Raw genomic sequence first — 22,249 nt, forward strand, 5'->3', positions numbered from 1 at the left:
TACGGAGCCACCCCATGAAAATCCTGACTGCCCTGTTCTCCGCATCCCTCATCAGCCTGACTGCCAGCACCGCTCATGCCCGCGACCTGGGCCCCGACGAAGCCCTGAGACTGCGCGACGCTGGTACCATTGTGTCTTTCGAGCAGCTCAACGCCACCGTTCTGGCCAAACACCCCGGCTCGACCGTCACCGGAACCGAGCTCGAAGCAGAGTACGGCAAGTACAAATATCAGGTGGAACTACGCGACCCACAGGGCATTGAGTGGGACCTGGAGTTGGATGCGGTCAGCGGGCAGGTCCTCAAGGATCATCAGGATACGTAATGAAGGTGTTTTTTTTGAATCGGCGCGCCAGCAGTCGCATGGTGCTGGTGCTTCTGGTTTTTTGCTCGGTGGCTGCGGCCCGCGACCTGGATCAGGACGCAGCCCTGCGCCTGCGCCAACAGGGCGTGATCCTGCCGCTGGAGCAGCTCTTGCAGCAAGCGCTGGACCGCTATCCCGGGGCCAAGTTGCTGGAAGCCGAGCTTGAAGAAAAACACGACGTCTATGTTTATGAAGTCGAGCTGCTGACCACCGAAGGTGTGGTGCACGAACTGGACTTCGACGCCACCACCGGCGATTTATTGAAAGACAAGGAAGATTGACCGATGCGTTTGCTCCTGGTGGAAGACCACGTGCCGCTGGCCGATGAATTAATGGCCGGCCTTAACCGGCAGGGTTACGCCGTGGACTGGCTGGCCGACGGTCGCGATGCGGTGTACCAGGGCAGCAGTGAGCCTTATGACCTGATCATCCTTGATCTCGGCCTGCCGGGTTTGCCGGGGCTCGAGGTGCTGGCGCAGTGGCGGGCCGATGGCCTCGCGACGCCGGTGCTGATCCTGACGGCGCGCGGTTCCTGGGCCGAACGGATCGAAGGCCTCAAGGCCGGCGCCGACGATTACCTGAGCAAACCCTTCCACCCGGAAGAACTGCACCTGCGCATCCAGGCGTTGTTGCGCCGCTCCCACGGCCAGGTCAATCAACCGACGCTCAAGGCTGCCGGGCTGCATCTGGATGAAGGTCGTCAGTGCGTGACCCGCGATGGCGCCGACATCCAGCTCACCGCCGCGGAATTCCGCCTGCTGCGCTATTTCATGCTGCATCCCGAACAGATCCTTTCCAAAAGCCATCTCGCCGAACACCTCTACGACGGTGAAACCGAGCGCGACTCCAACGTGCTTGAAGTCCACGTCAACCATCTGCGACGCAAGCTCGGCCGCAGCGTGATCGAAACCCGTCGCGGCCAGGGTTACCTGTTCGGCGGGCAAGCCCAGTGAAGTCGATCCAGCGCCGTTTGAGTCTGGGCCTGATCAGCGTGATGGTGATCGTCGGCCTGGTGCTGGCGCAAACCAGCCTGTGGCTGTTCGAAATCGGTTTGCAGCGCTACCTCGAAGCCGGGTTGCGCAACGACAGCGAAAATCTGTTGGTGGCGCTGGTACGTGGCCCGCAGGGGTTGCAGCTGGATGAGCGGCATCTGTCGCCGGCCTATCAGCGACCGTTTTCCGGGCACTACTTTCGTATCGACTTTGCCGACAGCCATTGGCGCTCCCGCTCGCTATGGGATCAGGACCTGCCGCGGCTCGAACACCCGGGCCTGAACAGCAACCTGCAACTAGGGCCGGAAGGGCAACAATTGCTGGTGCTGCGCTCGGACTACCGGCGGCTGGGGCAGGCGATTTCTATCAGCGTCGCCCAGGACTACACCCCAGTGCGCGAGAGTTTCTGTCGCATGCAGCAGCTCGGTCTGGGGTTGGGGCTGGCGGGGTTGTTGCTGATTTTGCTGTTGCAACGGATCACCGTGCACCGTGCCTTGCGCCCGCTGGAAAAGGCCCGCGAGCAAATCGCCCAGTTGCAGCAGGGCCAGCGCTCGCAACTCGACGAAGCCGTGCCGGTGGAGCTGGAGCCGCTGGTGGCGCAGATCAACCATTTGCTGGCTCACACCGAAGACAGCCTCAAGCGCTCGCGCAATGCGTTGGGTAACTTGGGTCATGCGTTGAAAACACCGTTGGCGGTGTTGTTGAGCCTGGCTTCAAATGAAAAACTCGATGCTCACCCCGAACTGCGCAAAGTCATGCAGGCGCAACTGGAACAGGTCCAGCAACGACTCAATCGCGAACTCAACCGCGCCCGATTATCCGGCGATGCGTTGCCGGGGGCGCTGTTTGATTGCGATGCCGAGCTGCCGGGGTTGCTGGCCACGTTGAACATGATTCACGGCGAACACCTCGACCTGAGCTACCGCGCACCGACCGGTTTGCAACTGCCGTGGGATCGCGAAGATCTGCTGGAGTTGCTGGGCAACCTGCTGGACAACGCCTGCAAATGGGCGGATGCGGAGGTTCGGTTAAGCGTGGTTGAAACGGCTGAAGGTTTTCAGTTGAGCGTGGAAGACGATGGGCCGGGGATTCCCGAAGATCAGCGCGATCAGGTGTTCAGCCGCGGTACACGGCTCGATGAGCAGACCGATGGGCATGGGCTGGGATTGGGCATCGTGCGCGACATCGTCGACACATGGGGCGGTGTGTTGAGGCTGGAGGACAGCGAGTGGGGCGGGTTGAAAGTGATGATCGAACTGCCCAAACGCTGACATCTGTCTGAAAGCCCGTGCTTAACCTGTGGGAGCGGGCTTGCCCGCGAAGACGGCAGCACAGTCGACATCGATGCCGCCTGACACAACGCCATCGCGGGCAAGCCCACTCTCACAGTGGTTTTGTGTTGACTGCAAATGCTGCGGCCAACTGCTAACCCTGTGCACGCGTTCTTTCTGAAACACAGCAACCACGACTGCTACGCAGGCTTCGCCAACTGCTTCAAAGGGTGGTGTGCGCTTTGACAAGGGGGTGATGCTGCGGCAAAGTGCGCGCCCTCTAATAAGACCCTCTCTTTAATCCGCTGGCGGCGCTTATGCGCACTGCCGGCCGGACTCTTTCCGCTTGCCTTGAGGTAACGATGATTAATGCAGTAATTGCCGCGGTCGGCATCATGCTGATACTCAGCCTGTCCCGCGTGCATGTAGTGATTGCGCTGATTGTGGGCGCGCTGGTCGGTGGCTTGACCGGTGGTCTGGGGATCGATGCGACACTCAAAGCCTTCAACAGCGGCCTCGGCGGCGGGGCGACGGTGGCGTTGTCCTACGCCTTGCTCGGCGCGTTCGCCGTGGCCATCGCCAAGTCCGGCCTGGCCCATGCCCTGGCGGACAAAGCCCTGGCCCTGGTCGATCGCCAGCACGCCAACGGCGGCGGCCATGTCAAATGGCTGCTGATCGGCCTGCTATGGGTGGTGGCCATCGCCTCGCAAAACATTTTGCCGATTCATATCGCCTTTATCCCGTTGCTGGTGCCGCCTCTTTTATATGTGCTGACCAAACTGCAACTGGACCGCCGGTTAATCGCCTGCGTCATTACCTTCGGTCTGATCACCCCATACATGTTCCTGCCCGTGGGCTTCGGCAACATCTTCCTCAATGAAATCCTGCTGGCCAACGTCGCCCGTAGCGGCGTGGACATCAGCGGCATCAACGTCACCCATGCCATGGGCATTCCGGCGCTGGGCATGGTGTTTGGCCTCGCGGCAGCGTTCATCAGCTACCGTAAGAAGCGTGTCTACGACCTGGAAAAGATCGAGCAGGTCGAACAGGTCGCGGTGCAGTACAACCCCTTGAGCCTGATGGTCGCCGGCCTGGCGATTGCTGCCGCGTTCATTATTCAGATGCTGCTGGATTCGATGATTATCGGGGCACTGGCGGGCTTCCTGATCTTTTCGGCGTCGGGCATCGTCAAGTGGCGTGAAACCGATGACCTGTTCACCGAAGGCATGAAAATGATGGCGATGATCGGTTTCATCATGATCGCCGCGTCCGGGTTTGCCGAAGTGATGAAAGCCACCGGTCATGTGCAGACGCTGGTGGAATCCTCGGCCTCGTGGATCGACCACAGCAAAGGCATCGGTGCGCTGTTGATGTTGCTGGTGGGACTGTTGGTGACCATGGGCATCGGCTCGTCGTTTTCCACGGTACCGATTCTGGCGACGATTTTCGTGCCGTTGTGCGTGCAACTGGGCTTCAGCCCGATCGCCATCGTGTGCATCGTCGGCACGGCCGGCGCGTTGGGCGATGCTGGTTCACCGGCGTCGGACTCGACCCTGGGCCCGACCTCGGGTCTGAACATCGACGGCCAGCATCACCATATCTGGGACACCGTGGTCCCGACCTTCCTGCACTACAACCTGCCATTGCTGGCGTTCGGTTGGGTGGCCGCGATGGTTCTGTAACCATATTTACCCTGTGGGAGCGTGGCTTGCCCGCGATGAACGATTACGCGGTGTGCCTGATAAACCGCGGCGCCTGAATCGCGGGCAAGCCACGCTCCCACAAGGACCTTGTTCAACTTTTGATCTGGCCTGCCGTTATAGCCTTTAACCACGCCAACAAAATCAAAAGAGTGAACGTCATGCGCATGAGCCTGAAGGCCAAAGTCCTGTCCCTTGCCGTCCTCCCGGTGTTGCTCTTTGCGCTGGTCATCAGCCTGACCACGCTGTTCATCCTGCAGGAACAGGCCCGCAAGGAAGTCGAGGAAACCCGTCAGCGTCTGCTCAGCGACGCCAAAGCGACCCTGCAAAGCTACGTTGCCGTGGCCATGACCACGATCAAACCGCTCTACGACGCGGCCGCCCCCGGCGATGATGCGGCGCGGGCGCAGGTGATCAAGTTGCTGTCGAGCATCACCTACGGCAAGGACGGCTACTTCTTCGGCTACGACTCCAACACTGTGCGCCTGTTCAAGGCCAACAGCCCCGAAGGCGTGGGCCAGAGCTTCAAGGACAACCGCGACCCGAACGGCGTTTACGTCAACCGCGACCTGGTGAAAGTCGCCAAGGACGGGACCCACTACCTGCAATACAGCTCGCCACTGCCCGGTAACACCCAAGTGCAGGTGCCCAAGCTCGGCTACACCGAATACCTGCCGAAGTGGGACATGGCGTTCGGCACCTCGGTCAACCTCGACGGCATCGAAGCGCAAGTGGCGCTGGTCGAGATCAAGGTCCAGGAACGCATGCAAGGCGTGGTGCTGAGCATTGTCGGGGTTGCCGTGGTGGTGCTGCTGGTGATCGCCGCAGTCGGGATGCTGCTGGCCAATACCATTTTGCGTCCGCTGAACCTGATGAAAGCCAACCTCGACGACATCGCGGCGGGCGAGGGCGACCTGACCCGGCGCCTGACCATCACCAGTCAGGATGAACTCGGCGAACTGGCCGGCTCGTTCAACCGTTTCGTCGACAAGATCCACGGCCTGGTACGGCAGATTACTGAAATGACCTCGCAACTGACCGGTCTGGTGAATCAGGTCTCCGATCAGGCCCAACGCTCGGATCAGGCCATGGAGCGCCAGCGTCACGAGACCGATCAGGTGGCCACGGCGATCAACCAAATGTCGGCGGCGGCCCAGGAAGTGGCCAAGAGCGCGCAAAACGCCGCGGTCGCTGCCCAACAGACCGACGAAGAAGGCCAGGCCGCCAAGCGCGTGGTGGCCGGCAGCATCGTGAAGATTCATGCGTTGGTGACCGATATTCGCAGCAGCGGTGCGTCCCTCGATAGCTTGCAAAAAGACGTGTCGTCAATTGTCAGCGTCCTCGGGGTGATCCGTTCGATTGCCGAGCAGACCAACCTGCTGGCGCTCAACGCCGCGATTGAAGCGGCCCGCGCCGGTGAGGCCGGGCGTGGTTTTGCGGTGGTCGCCGACGAAGTGCGGGCGCTGGCCAGTCGTACGCAAATCAGCACTCAGGAAATCCAGGGCATGATCGACCGCTTGCAGGCCGGCACCCAATCGGCGGTCGAGTCCATGCGCCGCTCCAGCGAGGCCGGCGACGGCACCTCGGCCCAGGCCAACGAAGCCGGGGCGTCGCTGGACGCCATGGCCCAACTGATCGGCACCATCAACTCGATGAACGCGCAGATCGCCAGCGCCGCCGAAGAGCAAACTGCCGTGGCTGAAGAGATCAACCGCAGCGTGCACCAGATCGCCGTGGCGGTAGACAGCGTCGCCGACGAAACCCAGCGTGGCGCGCAAACCTCACGCAGCCTGGCCGATCTCGGTCAGCGCCTGGGGCAACTGGTCGGGCAATTCCGTATTTGATGGATGTTGCTTGTGGTGGGGGGCGTGGTTAGGGGGCTAATGTGGCGAGGGGGCTTGCCCCGTTGGGTTGCGAAGCGACCCTGGAACCAGTCTCCGCGACTCTTCAGATAGAACTCATGTACCGGTTTTACGACTGCTGCGCAGCCGAACGGGGCGATGCGGCGTTCCGACAAGCCCCCTCGCCACAGGGCGGTATTCGTCCATAAGTGGCAACATCGCGACTACCCTCAATAGTAAGCGAACACCGTCCAGGCATCTGTTTGAACCAGTTTCTGCAACGGGCGGTCATTTGCTTCAGGTGCCGCGCACCCGCGGTACCCGGACGACCATAACCATGGAGTCAGACTCATGAACGACGGTACCTGCGACTGCCCGAAATGCTCCTGCAAACTGGGTGAACACCCCATCGTGCGTCACGGTAAGCACTATTGCTGTGAAGGCTGCGCCAAACATCATGAACACGGCGAAGAATGCTCCACCAAAGGCTGCAAGTGTGCCAAGCACTGACTGTTTCAGGCAAAAAAGTGGAGCCTCAGCGGCTCCACTTTCAGTTTGAATAGTGACCCTCCCTTTCAAAGCTCATTTCGCCGGTCGCCAGGTCACGTTCTCGACGCCGAATTTCTCCGCCAGCGGTTTACTGGTCTTTTGCACCCGCTCACGGCCAAAACGCGGGATCCGGCCGACTCCGGCGTCGCAACTTGCCCAGTGCCAAGCCTCTGCATTGTCCATTTTGTCCAGGCGAATAATGAAAGACTTGGGCTTGCCGTGAAGGGTGTATTCAATGACGAAAAGTTTTGCATTGTTCATAAAGCCTGTATTCCTCCCTGTTGTAATAGAAGGATCGCAAGGCGCGCGAAAAATTCCGTCGGATTGTCAGTCGGTTACAGTGACTGGCGACATGCCACACGCCTCGTTACCATGGAGTTTTTCCGCCCCCCCAATGATCCTAGCTTATGGCCAAGGCCGCACCGCCTGATTTGAGCGATACCGACGTGCCCGTGCAACCGCTGGCACGTACTTACCCGCGTGGGTTGTATATCGAGCCTCATGAGCACGTCTGGGGCCAGTTGCTGTACGCGATGAGCGGCGTGATGTGGGTCGAGACACCCCATGAAGCGCTGGTGGTGCCGCCGCAACGGGCGGTCTGGCTGCCGCCGGGTGTGCCGCACGGGATTCGCGTGGTCTCTGACTTGCAGATGCGCAACATCTACCTGCGACCGTCATTGGCGGCGACGCTGGACGACAGTGTGCAAGTGATTGAAGTCGGCGGCTTGCTGCGCGAACTGATCGTCGGGCTGGTGGAACAAGGCGACGACGGTGCCCCGGATTATTACGACGCGCTGGTCGGCCTGGCCTTGCTGGAACTCAAGCGCGCCCGGCGTTCATTGCTGAAAATCCCGTTGCCGGACGATTCCGACCGGCGGCTGATGAACTTGTGTCAGGCGGTCATGGCGTCACCGTCGCTGGACATCTCCTTTGAGCAACACGCCGAAAATGCCGGTGCCAGCGTGCGTACCCTGGCGCGGCTGTTCAAGGACGGTTTGGGCATGGGTTTCGCCGAGTGGCGGCGGCAGGTGCAACTGGCGACTGCGGCGGCTGAATTGATTCAGGGCGTTCCGGTCAGCGCGATTGCCCGGGAACTGGGTTATTCGCCGAGCAGTTTCAGTGACATGTTCCGTCGGGAACTGGGCGTCGCGCCCTCGCAGTTTTGCGCGAGCCCGCGTGGGGGCTCAGGCGCGTAAAAACGTTTTGGCCGACATTCAGAAGTACTTGGCCGACGTCCGTGGCGACCTCTCTCTAGACTCTGCGCATACCCCCTTATGCCACGGAGTCTGTCATGAACTACGTTATCTCATTGGGTATCGGTCTGGGCGTCGGCCTGCTCTATGGCGCGCTGGATTTTCGTTCCCCCGCACCACCGGCCATCGCGCTGGTGGGCCTGCTGGGCATGCTCGCCGGTGAGCAGTTGTGGCCCTTGGGCCGGCAACTGGTGGCGGGCTGGATCTCCTGAAACCTCTTGTCCATTTGGTGAAAATGCCCATGAAAGCACTGCAATTCGACAAAACCGGCGACCTCTCGGCCCTGCGCTACGTTGAGGTGCCCACCCCCGTTCCCGGCACCGACGAAGTGCTGGTCCAGATCAAGGCGGCGGGCCTCAATCCCAGTGATGTGAAAAACGTACTGGGGCGCTTTCCCTACACCACGTTGCCACGGATCCCAGGCCGTGATTTCGCCGGCATCGTCGTCGAAGGCCCACAGACGCTGATCGGCCAGGAAGTCTGGGGCACCGGCCGGGAGCTGGGCTTCTTTGCCGACGGTTCCCACGCGCAATTCGTCAAACTGCCGGCCAATGGCGTGGCCTTGAAGCCGACACACTTGAGTTTTGCCCAGGCTGCCAGCCTTGGTGTGCCGTACACCACGGCGTGGGATGCGCTGGAACGCAGCCTTGTGACGGCCGGCACGCGATTGTTGGTCATCGGCGGTGGGGCGGTGGGCAGCGCGGCGTTGGCGCTGGCAAAAGTCCGGGGCGCCCAAGTGCTGGCGGCGGCGCGGCGGCCGGAGCAGGTCAAGGATTTGCAGGCTCAGGGTTATCAGACGCTGCAACTGGATAAACCTGAGGACTTGGGCGCACAGGTCGGCGCCGTGTATGCCGGCGGTGCCGACGTGATCTTCGACACCACCGGTTTCTGGCTACCGGCCTCGGTCCCGGCGTTGGCCGCGTTCGGCCGCATCGCCATCATCGCCGCGCCGGCGGATGGGCATGTGCAATTGCCGGCCCTGGCGCTGTATCGCAAGGGCGGTTCGGTGGTGGGGATCAATTCGTTGTTGTACGGGGTTCAGGCGTGTGCCGCGATGCTCGAACAGTTCGGCACGTTTTTCGATCAGGGCCTGTTGCCGTTGCCGGAAGGGTTAGTTGAATCGCCGTTGGCCGAGGGGGTGGAACGGTATGCCGAGGTGAATCAGGGCAGCGGCGACAAGGTGATTTTGTTGCCGTAAACAGTCGACATTCAGGTTGAATGTTCAGGCCCTATCGCGAGCCTGCTCGCGATGACGGCCTGAAGCCGAACTCAGGCTTCGGGAACACCTTTCTCCCAAGCCGACCAATTCTGCAAAATCTCCTGCACCAACGGATTCCCCGTGCGGTACAGGTTCTCCAGTGCTGGCACAAAGCCGCCCTGATCGGCGTATTTGAGCAGGTTATCCACCTCGCTCTGGCCCGGCGCCGGTCGGTCGAAATCGGAACCGGCGCGCACCACCGCCAAACGCCGGACATCCACCAGACCTTCGCGACTGGCCCGCAGCAGTGCCTCGTAGGTGGAGTTGTCTTCCTGTTGAGTGGTGCAGTAGACCCCTTCGTTGTTGGTCAGCAGTTTGGTCCAGACTTCCGCCCGCTCACTCAAGCGCGTCCCGGAAAACCAGGTATTACCCGCCAGCGTGTCGCACTGGGTCACCACCGGCGGCTGATTGGCCGGGGCCGACGGATACTTCAAGCGCCACGCCGCCGATTCCTTGCTTTCGCTCAGTTCGACGTTGTGGCTCAGGGCGAAGGCCTTGGCCTGCAGCTTTGGATTGAGTTCGAAGACTTCGGTCTTGTAATCCAGCGGCGGTTTTTCGTTCGGGCCCTTGGTATTGATGCCCAGGTAACCGGTCGGCCAGTCTTTCGGCGCGTCCCGGGAGTCCAGTTCCCACTGGGTGCCGAACTCCACCAGGTAGTGCGCCCACGCGGTGGTGCCGATGGTGCCGTGTTTCGGGCTGATGCCGGCAATCCCGGCAATCAGGAAGTAACTTTTGCGTAAGTCGAATTTCGGCGACAGCGCCAGGGCCAGGGTCGAGGCCGCCGCATTGGTCTGGCCCATGCCGGTGACCATCAGGCACACCTGTTGGGTGTTGCAGCGAATGTTCGGGTACTCGGCGGACAGCCCCGGTACGCGCACCTCTTGCTTGAGTTCCAGGCGATCGATCCAGTTCTGCGCCTCGGGAGCGAACATGGTGATCAGCATCACTTTCGGCTGGATCGGTGCTTCTACCGCCCAGGCAGAGGAAGAGAGCAGGGTGCTTACCGCAAAACCGACAGACAGGGAAAGACGCGTCATTGCTTTCATAAAATCTCCTGATTCAAATGAGCCTTAAAACTGATAGCCGACACCGGCGTAGTAACCCCAGCCGTTGGAACGGGCGCGGAAATCACCATCGCCGAAATTCAACTCGCTGCCGTCCTCCCAGTTGCCGCCGTTGTGGAAGTAACGGCCGACCAGGGTGAAACGCAAATGGGTGAAGGCGTAGAGCAACACGTTGGTGGCCACGGTGGCATTGGCGGTGCGGGCCGGGTTGTCCTTGTGCAGGTCGGAGCCGAAGTCGAAGTTGGTGAAACCGATGTAGGTCAACGAAGCACCGTTACTGAAACTGCTGATGGGCACGATGTATTTGAGCTGGGCGCGGTAGCCGTCCCACGAATACTCGTTGCTGGCGCCGTAGTTTTCCCACTGATAACGACCGTAGAAGTTGGCCGACAGGTTGACCCGCGAATGGGTGTCGATGTCGGTGCCGAGGCCGCTGTACAGCGTGTTGGCACGGTTGGCACTGTTGCTGCCGTGGTCGTAGATCCAGTCGAACGCCACGTACCATTCCTTGAACGGCCCGACGGCCAGGCTGCGGCCGGCCAGGTAGTCGATGGAAATCCGCGGTTCGTGCTCCATGAACACCGGAGAGCCGTGGTCCCACACGCCTTTGTCATGGCTGTTGCCGATGTCGAAGATCTTTGGAATGTCGATGTAGCCGTACAACTCGAACGGCCCCTTGCGGCCGAAGTACTCGTATTCCAGGTAGATATCGTCGGCCGGTTGCGGGCCGAAACTGATGTCCTTGCTGCCGATGACGGTCAGGTCCTGATTGAACCAGTCCGACAGATACGCGCCTTTTTTCGGCGGGTTGGCTTCAGGGCTGAGGGCTTCGCCCTGGGCGGATTCTTCTACGGTGGCCGGTTGGGCCAAAACGTGGCTGCTGAGTAGTCCTGTAACGCTGGCCAGCAGCAGGGAAACAGCAAAAGTACGTGAGCAATTCACGCGATTGGCGGTGCGATGCATTAAAAGTCCCTTTTCGTGCGGATCGAAGGCCCGGTGGTGCGGGCTTGCGCGGTTAAGTGGTGAACAGGCCGGTATCGGCGACTCGCAAACGTTTGCACAACCTATACCAATTTTCTCAAAGCGCTGAAAAGCCGGAGGAATTGGCGGATTTGCTGTAATTTGCTGTCCTTTCGGTCAAGGGGAGCAGAAGGAGTGGTATTCAGGGGAAGAGGGCTCGGGAGGGGATATGCACCAAAGTGGTGTCGACTGTCAGATCAGTAACTCGATCTGTGGCAATAGATCTTTTGTGGCGAGGGGGCTTGCCCCCGTTCGGCTGCGCAGCAGTCGTAAACCATTCAACACGGTCCTGCGGACAAACCGCATTGTCTGGTTTTGGGGCCGCTGCGCAGCCCAACGGGGGCAAGCCCCCTCGCCACAGGGTTGCTGTAGAATCCTGGGCATTGACTTCACAAGGTGCATTCCATGAGCGAGCCGATTCGTCTGACCCAGTACAGCCACGGCGCAGGTTGTGGCTGCAAGATTTCACCCCAGGTGCTGGAGGTGATTCTGGCCGGTAGCGGCGCGCAAAACCTGGACCCGAAACTCTGGGTCGGCAATGCCTCGCGCGATGACGCGGCGGTGTATGCCATCGATGAAGAGCGCGGCGTGGTGTCGACCACCGACTTCTTTATGCCGATCGTCGACGACCCGTTCGATTTCGGCCGGATCGCCGCTACCAACGCCATCAGTGACATTTACGCCATGGGCGGCGATCCGCTGATGGCGATTGCGATCCTCGGCTGGCCGGTCAATGTGCTGGCACCGGAGATCGCCCGGGAGGTGATTCGCGGCGGGCGTTCGGTCTGCGATGAAGCGGGAATTCCCTTGGCTGGCGGCCATTCCATCGACGCGCCGGAGCCGATCTTCGGCCTGGCCGTGACCGGGCTGGTGGAAAAACGCCATATGAAGCGCAACGACACCGCCACCGCCGGCTGCCTGCTCTATCTCACCAAACCCTTGGGCATCGGCATCCTCACCACCGCCGAGAAGAAGGGCAAGTTGCGCAATGCCGACATTGGCCTGGCCCGCGACTGGATGTGCACCCTGAACAAACCCGGCAGCCGTTTCGGCAAGCTCGACGGCGTGACCGCAATGACCGACGTCACCGGTTTCGGCCTGCTCGGGCATCTGGTGGAAATGGCCGATGGCAGCAACGTGACCGCCCGCATTGGCTATGACCGTGTGCCACGCCTGCCGGGCGTCGAGTATTACCTTGACCAGGGCTGCGTGCCTGGCGGCACGCTGCGCAATTTCGACAGCTACGCCAGCAAGGTCGGCCGGCTCCAGGAGTTGCATAAACGTGTGCTCTGCGACCCGCAGACCAGTGGTGGCCTGCTGATTGCAGTCACCCCTGAAGGCAACGCACAGTTCCTCAACGTTGCCGCCGAGCTTGGCCTGAACCTTGAGCCGATCGGCGAACTGGTTGAGCGACAGACCCACGCGGTTGAGGTGGTTTGATGTCCAGAGACTTCACCGATTACCGCGACATCTTCCTCAATGACCGGCCGATGATGGATGTCCGCGCGCCGGTCGAATTCCTCAAGGGCTCATTCCCCGGCGTGGTCAACCTGCCGCTGATGAATGACCACGAGCGGCAACGCGTCGGCACATGCTACAAGCAACACGGCCAGCAAGCGGCGATCACGCTGGGGCATCAGTTGGTGGCCGGCCAGACCAAGGCCGAGCGCATCCAGGCTTGGGCTGATTTTGCCCGGGCGCATCCGGATAGCTATTTGTATTGTTTTCGCGGCGGGCTGCGTTCGCAGATCACCCAGCAGTGGCTCAAGGACGAAGCAGGCATCGACTATCCGCGGGTCGGTGGCGGCTACAAGGCCATGCGCACCTTCCTGTTCGACACCATCGACCAGGCCGTTGCCCAGTGTGATTTCGTCTTGCTGGGCGGCATGACCGGCACCGGCAAGACCGAAGTGCTCACGCAATTGAGCAATGCGCTGGACCTTGAAGGGCACGCCCATCATCGCGGCTCCAGCTTCGGCAAACGCGCCACCGGCCAACCTTCCAACATCGACTTTGAAAACCGCCTGGCCGTGGATGTACTGAAAAAACGCGCCAACGGTATCGAGCAGTTTGTGCTCGAAGACGAGAGCCGCGCGATTGGCAGTTGCGCGCTGCCGTTGCCGCTGTATCAGGGCATGCAGCAGTTTCCGATGGTCTGGCTGGAAGACCGCCTGGAAGGGCGCGTCGAGCGGATCCTGCGCGATTACGTGGTGGATTTGTGCGCCGAGTTCACCGAGGTGTATGGCGATGAAGGCTTCACGCTGTTTTCCGAGCGGATGTTGGCGAGCCTGAATAATGTCCAGAAACGCCTGGGCGGCGAGCGCCATCGGCGGATGTTGGCCTTGATGGAAGACGCGCTGGCGGAACAGGCCAACAGCGGCGCGGTGGACTTGCACCGGGGCTGGATCGAAGGCTTGCTGCGCGAGTATTACGACCCGATGTATGTGTTTCAGCGGGAGAAGAAGGGGGCGCGGATCGAGTTTGTCGGGGATCGGGGGGCGGTTCTCGAATATTTGCGGGAGCGGGGTAAGTAGCGGAGGTGATGTTGTTTTTGCTGGCCTCATCGCGAGCGGTGCCCGACAGCTTACGTCGGACAAGTCTCTGGACCGTTATTCAGCCCTTGCTTGTAGCTGCGGCTCTGCAGGCTGGCCTTGCCGTTGTGCCAGGTCAGGGTGAGCACGTACAGCGAGTCGTAGTCGCTGGACGCCCAGTCATCGGTGATGCGCTGTTCTGAGCCGACGGCTTCCCCGGCGACCTTGTTGATCAGCTCGGGCAGGTAGCCATGGGACCAGGCGGTATAGATGATTGAGTTGTGATATTTGTCGCGAAGCAGTTCATCGGCCAGGTCACTGGTGTCGTTGGCCGCAAACTCGATGTTCACCGGCAAGCCGAGCTTGATCGCGCTGGGGTTGATGGTCATCAGGGGGCGAATGTAACTGTAGGAGTTATCCAGCTCGCCTTCCTCGACATTGCGCGTCGGGTTGGCGGCAAACACGTAATTGGCCTTGCCGAATTTTTCCGGCAGCAAGGTGGCCAGGTCGATGGCGCGGTTCAGTCCCTGACAATTGAGTTGACCCAGGCCGCCGGCCGGTTTTTCCGCGTGGCGCAAAAATACCAGTGTCTGTGTACCGTCCGCCGGTTGGGCGCGGCTTTCACTGGACTCCAGCGACAAAAACAACGCGCCGGCCGCCAACAGCGCAGGCAGGAAGATATAAGCACGATGCTTGAAGCGATTGGTGAGTTTCAAAGGATTCATCATCGAATTGGTGATCTTCAGCGCATTCGGTTAAGGAACCTTGACACCGCAAGTTCCGAGCATAGGGTGTTTCCATGTCGTTGACCCGGTCCATTTCTAACAGGGCAATGCTCAGAGTCCACTGAAGCCCTTTTGGTTCGATCCGAGCTTCGATCCGAGCAAGGTGCCTGGCACTTTAGCGGCAACCTTGAACGGATTGGGGGAAAGGTTATTGACAGGATGTTTCGGATTTATGGACACAGTACACATCGTATCCCCGTCCCCCTTATGATCTTCACTCTGATTTTCTCGTGGAAGCTCCCGATGACCGATTTGTCTGCATTCCCCATCACTCGAAAATGGCCGGCCCAGTACCCGGAGTGGATCCAGCTCTATTCCTTGCCCACGCCCAATGGCGTCAAGGTTTCGATCATGCTCGAAGAGATCGGGCTGCCCTACGAGCCGCATCGTGTGGGCTTCGACACCCAAGATCAGCTGTCCCCTGAGTTTCTGTCGCTGAACCCCAATAACAAGATCCCGGCGATCATCGACCCCCACGGTCCGGACGATCAACCGCTGGCGCTGTTCGAGTCCGGGGCGATTCTGATTTACCTCGCCGACAAGAGCGGGCAACTGCTGGCCCAGGATTCGGCGGCGCGTTACGAGACCCTTCAGTGGCTGATGTTTCAGATGGGCGGTATCGGGCCGATGTTCGGTCAGCTCGGTTTCTTCAACAAATTCGCCGGCAAGGACTACGAAGACAAGCGTCCCCGTGATCGTTACGTCGACGAAAGCAAGCGCTTGCTCAAGGTTCTTGATGACCGCTTGCAAGGGCGCGACTGGATCATGGGCGAGCGCTACACTATCGCCGATATCGCGACCTTTCCTTGGGTGCGCAACCTGATCGGCTTCTACGAGGCCGGTGATCTGGTCGGCATCCAGAATTTCCCTAACGTCACTCGCGTGCTGGAGCGTTTCCTCGCAAGGCCGGCGGTGATTCGTGGGCTGGAAATCCCCAAGCAATCCCTTTGAATCCCTCATCACCAAGGCAGGCAATGAGCTCATTCGATTTCAAGCAAGTAGATGTCTTCAGCCACGTCGTGCTCAAGGGCAACGCGCTGGCGGTGGTGTTCGGCGCAGACAAGCTCAGCGATGAACGCATGGCGGCGTTCGCGAACTGGACCAACCTCAGCGAAACCACTTTCGTGCTCGAACCTCGAGACCCCCGGGCCGACTATCGGGTGCGCATCTTCACCACTCTGCAAGAGTTGCCGTTCGCCGGTCATCCGACGCTGGGCACCTGCCATGCCTGGCTCGAGGCCGGTGGGGTGCCCAAAGGCGAGGAGATCATTCAGGAGTGCGGTGCCGGGTTGGTGCGAGTGCGTCGGCAGGGGGCGGAGCTGGCGTTTCTCGCGCCACCGTTGCTCAAGTCCGGCCCGGTGGACGCCGAGCTGGTCGAGCGCGTACGGCGGGGCCTCGGATTGGCGCCGGGCGCGATTGTGCGCGCGCAATGGGTCGACAACGGTGCCGGTTGGCTGGCGGTGATGGTCGAGGACCGCCAGCAGGTGCTGGATTTGCGACCGGATCATGCACAGATGCTCGGCCTCGCCGTCGGTGTCATCGCGCCGTGGCATCCCGAGCGCGATGGTGCTGACGCGCAGTTCGAAGTGCGTGCATTCATCTCCGGCGACGGCATGCCAGAAGACCCGGCCACCGGCAGCCTGAACGCCGGGATCGCGCAATGGTTGCTCAGCGAAGGGCTGGCCACGGCGTCTTATGTCGTCAGCCAGGGCCTGAGCATGGGCCGCGCCGGGCGGATTCGGGTGGAGCAGGTGGGGGATGAGATTTGGGTGGGTGGCTCGGTGGTGACCTGCATCAGTGGCACCCTGACGATCTAACCTGTAGGGACTGTATTCGATGCGGGCGATTGTTGCCGCCGCGGTAATGCTGTCTTGAGCGATCGAGGTTTGTGTCCTGCACCTTGCAGGACATAAGCTTCACTCCCTACGACTTTTGTCTCATTCGCCGTTTTTCAAGGAAGGCCCATGTCCAGTCAGTTCCCCGAAGCACGTCCACGCCGTTTGCGCCGCAATGCGAGCCTGCGCAGCCTGTTCCAGGAAACCGAATTCACCTTGAACGATCTGGTGCTGCCGATTTTCGTCGAGGAAGAGATCGATGAGTTCGTGCCGATCAAAAGCATGCCCGGGGTGATGCGTATTCCCGAGTCAAAACTGGCCGGTGAGATCGAGCGGTATGCCCGGGCCGGGATCAAGTCGGTGATGACCTTTGGCGTGTCTCATCATCTGGACAGCAGCGGCAGCGACACCTGGAACGACAACGGCCTGGTGTCGCGCATGTCGCGCATTGCCAAAGACGCCGTGCCGGAAATGATCGTGATGTCCGACACTTGTTTTTGTGAGTACACCGACCACGGCCATTGCGGCGTGTTGCACCAGCACGAAGTCGACAACGACCAGACCCTGATCAACCTCGGCAAGCAAGCCGTGGCCGCCGCTCGGGCCGGTGCCGATGTGATCGCGCCGTCGGCAGCCATGGACGGGCAGGTCCAGGCCATTCGCCGGGCGCTCGATGCCGCGGGGTTCAGCCAGACCGCGATCATGGCCTATTCGACCAAGTTTGCCTCGGCGCTCTATGGCCCGTTCCGCGAAGCCGGCGGCAGTGCACTCAAGGGCGACCGCAAAAGCTATCAGATGAACCCGATGAACCGCCGCGAAGCGGTGCGTGAATCGTTGCTGGATGAACAGGAAGGTGCCGATGCGCTGATGGTCAAGCCGGCCGGCGCGTACCTGGACATCATCCGCGACATCCGTGAAGCCTCGCGCCTGCCGTTGTCGGCGTATCAGGTGAGCGGCGAATACGCGATGATCAAATTCGCCGCCCAGGCCGGGGCGATCGATGAAGATCGTGTCGTGCGTGAGAGCCTTGGGGCGATCAAGCGGGCAGGGGCGGATTTGATCTTCACTTACTTCGCGATGGACCTGGCCCTGGCCGGGATCTAAAGATCATCCCATAACCCCTGTGGGAGCGGGCTTGCCCGCTCCCACATTTGATCTTCGCTGGCGGTTCAGCTGATGAAAGGCCGTATCCCATGATCGCGGAAATACCGCTCGATCACCTTCGGATCGGCGCTGTAGTCGGCGATTGCCACATAGGTATCCGGGCGCAGCAGGTAAAACCCGTTGCGCGCCAGCCCCACGGTTTCAAACACCGGTCGCCAGTCGAACACCTGCAACGGCAGGTGATGCGCGTTGCACCAGGCGATCATCTCGTCGCTGGTGTCGCCGTACACATGCACTTGCCAGGTCAGGTATTTCAACGATTCGAAATTGTCCCCTTCACCGTCGTGGGCCCAGGGCAAGCGATCACCGCCGTGAACATGGCCGGCAACGCCCTCACTCAACGGCATGCCGCGATAGTTGAGGGTGGTCTGTGACACCGTGCGAAACATGAACTCACGGACGGCCTCGAACGAGATCATTTTCGGGATCAAAAAGGGTGCCACGCGCATGCGCACCACGTCGGCAATTGGCCCATCGGCCGTGACGAAATTGAACACTCGGTCAGTGGTCGCCACCAGGCGCTGGGCAAAGGCGATGCGTTCGGTTTCATAACTGTCGAGCAGTTTGGCCGTAGCGCTGCCGCTTAACACCGCCGCGAGTTTCCAGGCCAGATTGATCGCATCACCGATCCCGGTGTTCATGCCCTGGCCACCCGCCGGGCTGTGGACATGGGCGGCGTCACCCAACAGAAGCGCGCGTCCGGTACGAAAGTGATCCGCTACCCGGTGATGCACGCGGTAGGTTGAGAACCAGTTCACCTGATCGATCTGCACCTTTAAATGCTCGATGGCCCGTCTGCTGACGTCTGCGAACTGGAGGGTTTCGGCGCGGTCGGCCCGCTCGTCGCGAACTGTGCCGATCAGCCGGGCGCGACCGTCGCTGGACAAAGGAAAAATGGCGAGAAAGTCGGCTTCGTCGAGGTCCACATGCAGTTCCCCGTTGAACGTCGGGCCGCGGGCCTGCACATCCGCCACGTAGAAAATCTGCTGGTAGGTGCCCCCCGGAAAATCGGTGTCCAGGGTCTTGCGTACAATCGAGCGGGCGCCGTCGCAGCCTGCGAGGTAACAGGCCTGACAGGTTTCCTGCTGGCCATCGGGCAAGCGCAGCTGGGCGCTGATGCCGTCGCCGGCCTCTTCGAAGCTTTGCAGTTCGGTGTTGCGCTCCACCGTAACTCCGAAGGTCTCCAGGCGTTCGATCAGCAGTTGTTCGTGCTCGTCTTGCGGATAGATTTCCAGAAATGCATAGGGCGTCAAACCCTCGCCGATGGTGCTCAACGGCAGGCGTGCGACCGGTTCGCCCTTGACCCAGAAATTCGCCGCGGCCACTTTATGGCCGTTTTGCACCACGGCGTCGCTGAGGTCGAGCTGGCGATACAGCTCCAGCGTTCTGGCCTGTACCGCCAACGCGCGCGAGGTGGTGCCGGGGGCCGAAGTCTTGTCGATAATCCGCACCCTGATCCCCAGTTTGCTCAGCCATAGCGCCAAGACCAGCCCGGTCGGGCCGGCACCGATGATCAGCACGTCGCTACGGTTCATGAGCCTGTCCTCCTCGGTCTGTGGATCAAGTATGGTTCAACCGAAGTGCACGCGCGGGCCGACTGCTCAACGGAAAAGCGCCGACGTTATAGTGCCGTAGCGCTACGGCGAACGAGCTGCTACGGAACAGGGAGAGGGCGGCATAGTCATAGCCTGCGCCATGCCATTGGTCGTATGGTTAACCCGGCTCAACGGATTTGATGGAGCACCATGCAAGCCAATCGATTGATCATGACGGTGGCCGCGTTGTCGATACTGGCCGGTTGCGGCACTCAGCGCACTCAGGAGCCGCCGGTCCGCAAGCCTGCCGAGGTCAAGGCCGAGATCGTGCGCCTGCTGCCGACCAAGACAGTCGACCCTCAGGGCTGGGCCACGGACATCTACGCGGCGTTTGCCGCGCAAAAGATTTCGCCAACCACGCAAAACCTGTGTTCGGTAGTCGCGGTCACTGAACAGGAATCGACGTTTCAGGCCGATCCGCCGGTGCCGGGCCTGGGCAAGATCGCCCGAGACGAAATCGACCGCCGCGCCGCCAAGGCTCACATCCCCAGCCTGTTGGTCAGCGGTGCCTTGCAGGTGCGTTCACCTAACGGCAAAAGCTACAGCGACCGGCTGAATGCCGCGCGCAGCGAGAAAGAGCTCAGCGCGATTTTCGATGACTTCATCGGCATGGTGCCCATGGGCCGGAACTTGTTCGGCGGTTTCAATCCGGTGCACACCGCCGGGCCGATGCAGGTCAGCATCGACTTTGCCGAGCAGCATCTGCGCGATTATCCTTACCCGGTGACCGGCTCGATTCGCCGCGAAGTGTTCACCCGTCGTGGCGGTATGTACTTCGGCATTGCCCACTTGCTCGGTTATCCGGTGAGCTATGAGCAGCCGCTGTATCGCTTCGCCGATTTCAACGCCGGTTGGTACGCCAGCCGCAATGCGGCGTTTCAGAATGCGGTCAGTCGTGCCACTGGTATCCCGCTGGCGCTGGATGGCGATCTGGTGCGCTACGACTCGATCATGCCCGGTACTACGGAATTGGCGGTGCGCACCCTCGGCAAGCAGTTGAACATGCGCAACCCGACCATTCGGGATCAACTGGAGGAGGGTAAAGGTCTTCAGTTCGAGGACACCACGCTCTATCAGCGCATCTTCGCTCTGGCCGAACAGGCCGAAGGCCGGCCATTACCCCGGGCGGTGTTGCCGGGGATCGTGCTGCAAAGCCCGAAAATTACCCGAAAACTCACCACGGCGTGGTTTGCCAAGCGAGTCGATGAGCGTTATCTGCGTTGCATGAAGCGCGCGGGGACGTAACGCACAAACCCGACTGGGGTGGCTAATACCGGTAAGTTAAGACGCAGAACCTGTGGCAGCGAGCCTGCTCGCGATGACGGCGGTATATTCAGCATCAATGTTGGCTGATCCGCCGCTATCCGAGCAGGCTCGCTCCCACAGGGGCGACGGTATTCAAGTCCTTGACTGACTGGTGCTGATCAGGCATTCGAGCACAATCTTCGGCAGCTGCTACAAAGAGAGAGTCGCAGAGGAGATTTAGTCATGTATCAGCTCTATGGGCATCAGAATTCGGGTGCGGCTGCCATCGAAGCCGCGCTGGAACTGTGCGAGGTTCCTTATCGCTTCATCGACGTTTCATCGTCCCCGGAGGCGGTGCAGGCGTTGGAGAAGCTCAACCCGCTCAAGCAGGTTCCCACTCTGCAAATGCCCGATGGCGGTGTGCTCACCGAGAGTGCGGCCATCCTGATTCATCTGGGCCTCACGTTCCCGGAGTCGAACCTGCTGCCGGAAAACCCGCTCAAGCGCGATCAGGTGATTCATGGCCTGGTGTACATCGTCAGCAATTGCTACGCCGCCATCGGCGTCATCGATTACCCGGAGCGTTGGCTGGACAAGGCGGACGAATCGTCTCGGCAAAACCTTATGGCCGGTGCCCGCCGACGCCTGCACTGGCATTGGGAGGTGTTTGCCGATCAGTTCGCCGGCAAGTTGTACCTGGACGACGGGAAGCCGGGCGCGCTGGATATTCTGGCGGCGGTGGTGACACGCTGGGCCGGTACGCGGGAGCACTTGCGTGTTGCGCGGCCGGGGTTCTTCGCCTGGCTCGAACGCTTCGACCGGCACCCTGCATTGGCGCCGGTCTTCTCACGGCATTGGCCATAGGAACACATCAATCCAATGCGGGAGCGGGCCTTTGTGGGAGCTGGCTTGCCTGCGATGGCATCAACTCGGTTCGACGCTAAACCGAGCCGTCTGCATCGCGGGCAAGCCCGGCTCCCACAGAGAGCATTGTGGTATGTCGGAATCACTCGCCGCGAATGTACTGCTCCAGCTGCCGAATCAGTTCAGCCTGTTCGGCAATGGCTTCCTTGACCAGGTCGCCGATCGACAACAAACCCAGCAGCTCGCCGTTTTCCACTACCGGCAAGTGCCGCAGGCGTTTGTCGGACATGATGCCCATACAGGTTTCGACGGTTTGATGGGTGTCCACGGTGATCACCGGCGACACCATGATGTCGCTGACCGGGGTGCCAACGGAGGAGCGCCCCTTGAGCACCAGTTTGCGCGCATAGTCCCGTTCGCTGATGATGCCGACGACTCTTCCCTCTTTCACGACCGGTAACGCGCCGACGTTTTTTGCGGCCATCACCATCAGCGCTTCCAGCACCATTTGATGAGGCGCAATGGTGTGGACTGCCTGATTCTGTTGGGCCTTTAACTTGAGCAGTTGGGCGACGGTTTTCATGACGGCTTCTCGGGTGTTGTCGTTGTTCTTGAAGAATCGTAGAGACAGGCTCACAGAGCAAGGCAGAAAGCGGCAGATACCGCGCAAAAAGCGTCATTCAGCGATTTTTCTTTGTAAAAGCCCGCCCCCTATGTCGGTAAGTAAAGAAATTTGAACGACGAAAGTCCTGTGGGAGCGTGCGGTGCGGCGATCCGACTTGCCCGCGAAGAATGCACTGCGGTTGTTCAGGTATTACGCGTCATCGTTCTTCGCGGGCAAGCCACGCTCCCACAGGTTCTGTGTCTTTACTTACCGGCATTAGGGAAAGCCCCCTCGCCACACCGGCGATCACGCGTAG

At 60.6% G+C, this 22,249-nt stretch carries 23 protein-coding genes; 17 read left to right on the forward strand and 6 right to left on the reverse strand.

Annotated features, from left to right (window positions below; all coding sequences use genetic code 11):
• Positions 1 to 14 precede the first annotated feature (14 nt).
• The 7 genes from J3D54_RS18505 to J3D54_RS18535 all read left to right on the forward strand — a co-directional run bounded on the left by J3D54_RS18505 (position 15) and on the right by J3D54_RS18535 (position 6,676).
• Complete coding sequence (locus J3D54_RS18505) at positions 15 to 323, forward strand: PepSY domain-containing protein (RefSeq protein ID WP_253421152.1); 309 nt, start codon at positions 15 to 17, stop codon at positions 321 to 323.
• Entirely contained in the window at positions 323 to 643 is a 321-nt protein-coding gene (locus J3D54_RS18510; protein WP_253421155.1) for a PepSY domain-containing protein, read from the forward strand. The genes J3D54_RS18505 and J3D54_RS18510 overlap by 1 nt, the downstream gene beginning before the upstream one ends.
• Positions 644 to 646: 3 nt before the next feature.
• On the forward strand, positions 647 to 1,315 hold the full coding sequence (locus J3D54_RS18515) for a response regulator transcription factor (protein WP_253421157.1): 669 nt from the start codon (positions 647 to 649) through the stop codon (positions 1,313 to 1,315).
• Positions 1,312 to 2,625, forward strand: coding sequence for an ATP-binding protein (locus J3D54_RS18520; RefSeq protein WP_253421159.1), 1,314 nt, complete (start codon positions 1,312 to 1,314; stop codon positions 2,623 to 2,625). The genes J3D54_RS18515 and J3D54_RS18520 overlap by 4 nt, the downstream gene beginning before the upstream one ends.
• Before the next feature lie 365 nt (positions 2,626 to 2,990).
• On the forward strand, positions 2,991 to 4,307 hold the full coding sequence (locus J3D54_RS18525) for a Na+/H+ antiporter NhaC family protein (protein WP_253426659.1): 1,317 nt from the start codon (positions 2,991 to 2,993) through the stop codon (positions 4,305 to 4,307).
• 179 nt (positions 4,308 to 4,486) lie between these two features.
• On the forward strand, positions 4,487 to 6,169 hold the full coding sequence (locus J3D54_RS18530; protein WP_253421161.1) for a methyl-accepting chemotaxis protein: 1,683 nt from the start codon (positions 4,487 to 4,489) through the stop codon (positions 6,167 to 6,169).
• A 348-nt stretch (positions 6,170 to 6,517) separates the two neighbouring features.
• Positions 6,518 to 6,676: a metallothionein gene (locus J3D54_RS18535; protein ID WP_223488708.1), complete on the forward strand. Its 159-nt coding sequence runs from the start codon at positions 6,518 to 6,520 to the stop codon at positions 6,674 to 6,676.
• A 72-nt stretch (positions 6,677 to 6,748) separates the two neighbouring features.
• On the opposite strand, the gene J3D54_RS18540 is transcribed toward J3D54_RS18535, so the two are convergent.
• A complete protein-coding gene (locus J3D54_RS18540; protein WP_253421163.1) occupies positions 6,749 to 6,976 on the reverse strand; it encodes a DUF6555 family protein in 228 nt (75 codons plus the stop codon).
• Between the two features lie 146 nt (positions 6,977 to 7,122).
• On the opposite strand from J3D54_RS18540, the gene J3D54_RS18545 reads away from it, so the two are divergent.
• The 3 genes from J3D54_RS18545 (at position 7,123) to J3D54_RS18555 (ending at position 9,166) form a co-directional block, all read left to right on the forward strand.
• Positions 7,123 to 7,911, forward strand: coding sequence for a helix-turn-helix transcriptional regulator (locus tag J3D54_RS18545; RefSeq protein WP_253421166.1), 789 nt, complete (start codon positions 7,123 to 7,125; stop codon positions 7,909 to 7,911).
• A gap of 95 nt (positions 7,912 to 8,006) precedes the next feature.
• Positions 8,007 to 8,180: a DUF1427 family protein gene (locus J3D54_RS18550; protein WP_253421170.1), complete on the forward strand. Its 174-nt coding sequence runs from the start codon at positions 8,007 to 8,009 to the stop codon at positions 8,178 to 8,180.
• A gap of 29 nt (positions 8,181 to 8,209) precedes the next feature.
• Positions 8,210 to 9,166 carry a zinc-binding alcohol dehydrogenase family protein gene (locus J3D54_RS18555; RefSeq protein WP_253421173.1) on the forward strand — a complete coding sequence of 319 codons (957 nt, stop codon included), beginning with the start codon at positions 8,210 to 8,212 and terminating at the stop codon, positions 9,164 to 9,166.
• Positions 9,167 to 9,237: 71 nt separating this feature from the next.
• Here the strand turns inward: J3D54_RS18555 and J3D54_RS18560 are convergent, their stop codons facing one another.
• Complete coding sequence (locus J3D54_RS18560; protein WP_253421176.1) at positions 9,238 to 10,272, reverse strand: purine nucleoside permease; 1,035 nt, start codon at positions 10,270 to 10,272, stop codon at positions 9,238 to 9,240.
• A gap of 24 nt (positions 10,273 to 10,296) precedes the next feature.
• On the reverse strand, positions 10,297 to 11,253 hold the full coding sequence (locus tag J3D54_RS18565) for a nucleoside-specific channel-forming protein Tsx (protein WP_253421179.1): 957 nt from the start codon (positions 11,251 to 11,253) through the stop codon (positions 10,297 to 10,299).
• Between the two features lie 462 nt (positions 11,254 to 11,715).
• On the opposite strand from J3D54_RS18565, the gene selD reads away from it, so the two are divergent.
• Positions 11,716 to 12,750 (forward strand): selenide, water dikinase SelD, encoded by a 1,035-nt coding sequence (gene selD, locus J3D54_RS18570; protein ID WP_253421182.1) that lies wholly within the window; start codon positions 11,716 to 11,718, stop codon positions 12,748 to 12,750.
• Entirely contained in the window at positions 12,750 to 13,844 is a 1,095-nt protein-coding gene (mnmH, locus tag J3D54_RS18575; RefSeq protein WP_253421185.1) for a tRNA 2-selenouridine(34) synthase MnmH, read from the forward strand. The genes selD and mnmH overlap by 1 nt, the downstream gene beginning before the upstream one ends.
• A gap of 50 nt (positions 13,845 to 13,894) precedes the next feature.
• On the opposite strand, the gene J3D54_RS18580 is transcribed toward mnmH, so the two are convergent.
• Positions 13,895 to 14,569: a histidine phosphatase family protein gene (locus J3D54_RS18580; RefSeq protein WP_253421188.1), complete on the reverse strand. Its 675-nt coding sequence runs from the start codon at positions 14,567 to 14,569 to the stop codon at positions 13,895 to 13,897.
• A 300-nt stretch (positions 14,570 to 14,869) separates the two neighbouring features.
• On the opposite strand from J3D54_RS18580, the gene J3D54_RS18585 reads away from it, so the two are divergent.
• From J3D54_RS18585 to hemB, 3 genes are all read left to right on the forward strand, one after another.
• The gene (locus J3D54_RS18585; protein WP_253421191.1) at positions 14,870 to 15,577 is read left to right on the forward strand and encodes a glutathione S-transferase family protein; all 708 of its coding nucleotides are present in this window, start codon (positions 14,870 to 14,872) and stop codon (positions 15,575 to 15,577) included.
• 23 nt (positions 15,578 to 15,600) lie between these two features.
• On the forward strand, positions 15,601 to 16,443 hold the full coding sequence (locus J3D54_RS18590) for a PhzF family phenazine biosynthesis protein (protein WP_253421193.1): 843 nt from the start codon (positions 15,601 to 15,603) through the stop codon (positions 16,441 to 16,443).
• A 147-nt stretch (positions 16,444 to 16,590) separates the two neighbouring features.
• On the forward strand, positions 16,591 to 17,565 hold the full coding sequence (gene hemB, locus J3D54_RS18595; protein ID WP_253421196.1) for a porphobilinogen synthase: 975 nt from the start codon (positions 16,591 to 16,593) through the stop codon (positions 17,563 to 17,565).
• A gap of 65 nt (positions 17,566 to 17,630) precedes the next feature.
• Here hemB and J3D54_RS18600 read toward each other — a convergent pair whose 3' ends face one another.
• The gene (locus tag J3D54_RS18600; protein WP_253421199.1) at positions 17,631 to 19,160 is read right to left on the reverse strand and encodes an FAD-dependent oxidoreductase; all 1,530 of its coding nucleotides are present in this window, start codon (positions 19,158 to 19,160) and stop codon (positions 17,631 to 17,633) included.
• A 210-nt stretch (positions 19,161 to 19,370) separates the two neighbouring features.
• On the opposite strand from J3D54_RS18600, the gene J3D54_RS18605 reads away from it, so the two are divergent.
• Together J3D54_RS18605 and J3D54_RS18610 are read left to right on the forward strand one after the other, a co-directional pair.
• Positions 19,371 to 20,465 carry a DUF1615 domain-containing protein gene (locus tag J3D54_RS18605; RefSeq protein WP_253421203.1) on the forward strand — a complete coding sequence of 365 codons (1,095 nt, stop codon included), beginning with the start codon at positions 19,371 to 19,373 and terminating at the stop codon, positions 20,463 to 20,465.
• Positions 20,466 to 20,708: 243 nt separating this feature from the next.
• Positions 20,709 to 21,329 carry a glutathione S-transferase N-terminal domain-containing protein gene (locus tag J3D54_RS18610; RefSeq protein ID WP_253421206.1) on the forward strand — a complete coding sequence of 207 codons (621 nt, stop codon included), beginning with the start codon at positions 20,709 to 20,711 and terminating at the stop codon, positions 21,327 to 21,329.
• A gap of 142 nt (positions 21,330 to 21,471) precedes the next feature.
• On the opposite strand, the gene J3D54_RS18615 is transcribed toward J3D54_RS18610, so the two are convergent.
• Positions 21,472 to 21,912: a CBS domain-containing protein gene (locus tag J3D54_RS18615; RefSeq protein ID WP_253421209.1), complete on the reverse strand. Its 441-nt coding sequence runs from the start codon at positions 21,910 to 21,912 to the stop codon at positions 21,472 to 21,474.
• Between the last annotated feature and the right edge of the window lie 337 nt (positions 21,913 to 22,249).

The organism is Pseudomonas sp. GGS8 (assembly GCF_024168645.1).
Taxonomy (GTDB): domain Bacteria; phylum Pseudomonadota; class Gammaproteobacteria; order Pseudomonadales; family Pseudomonadaceae; genus Aquipseudomonas.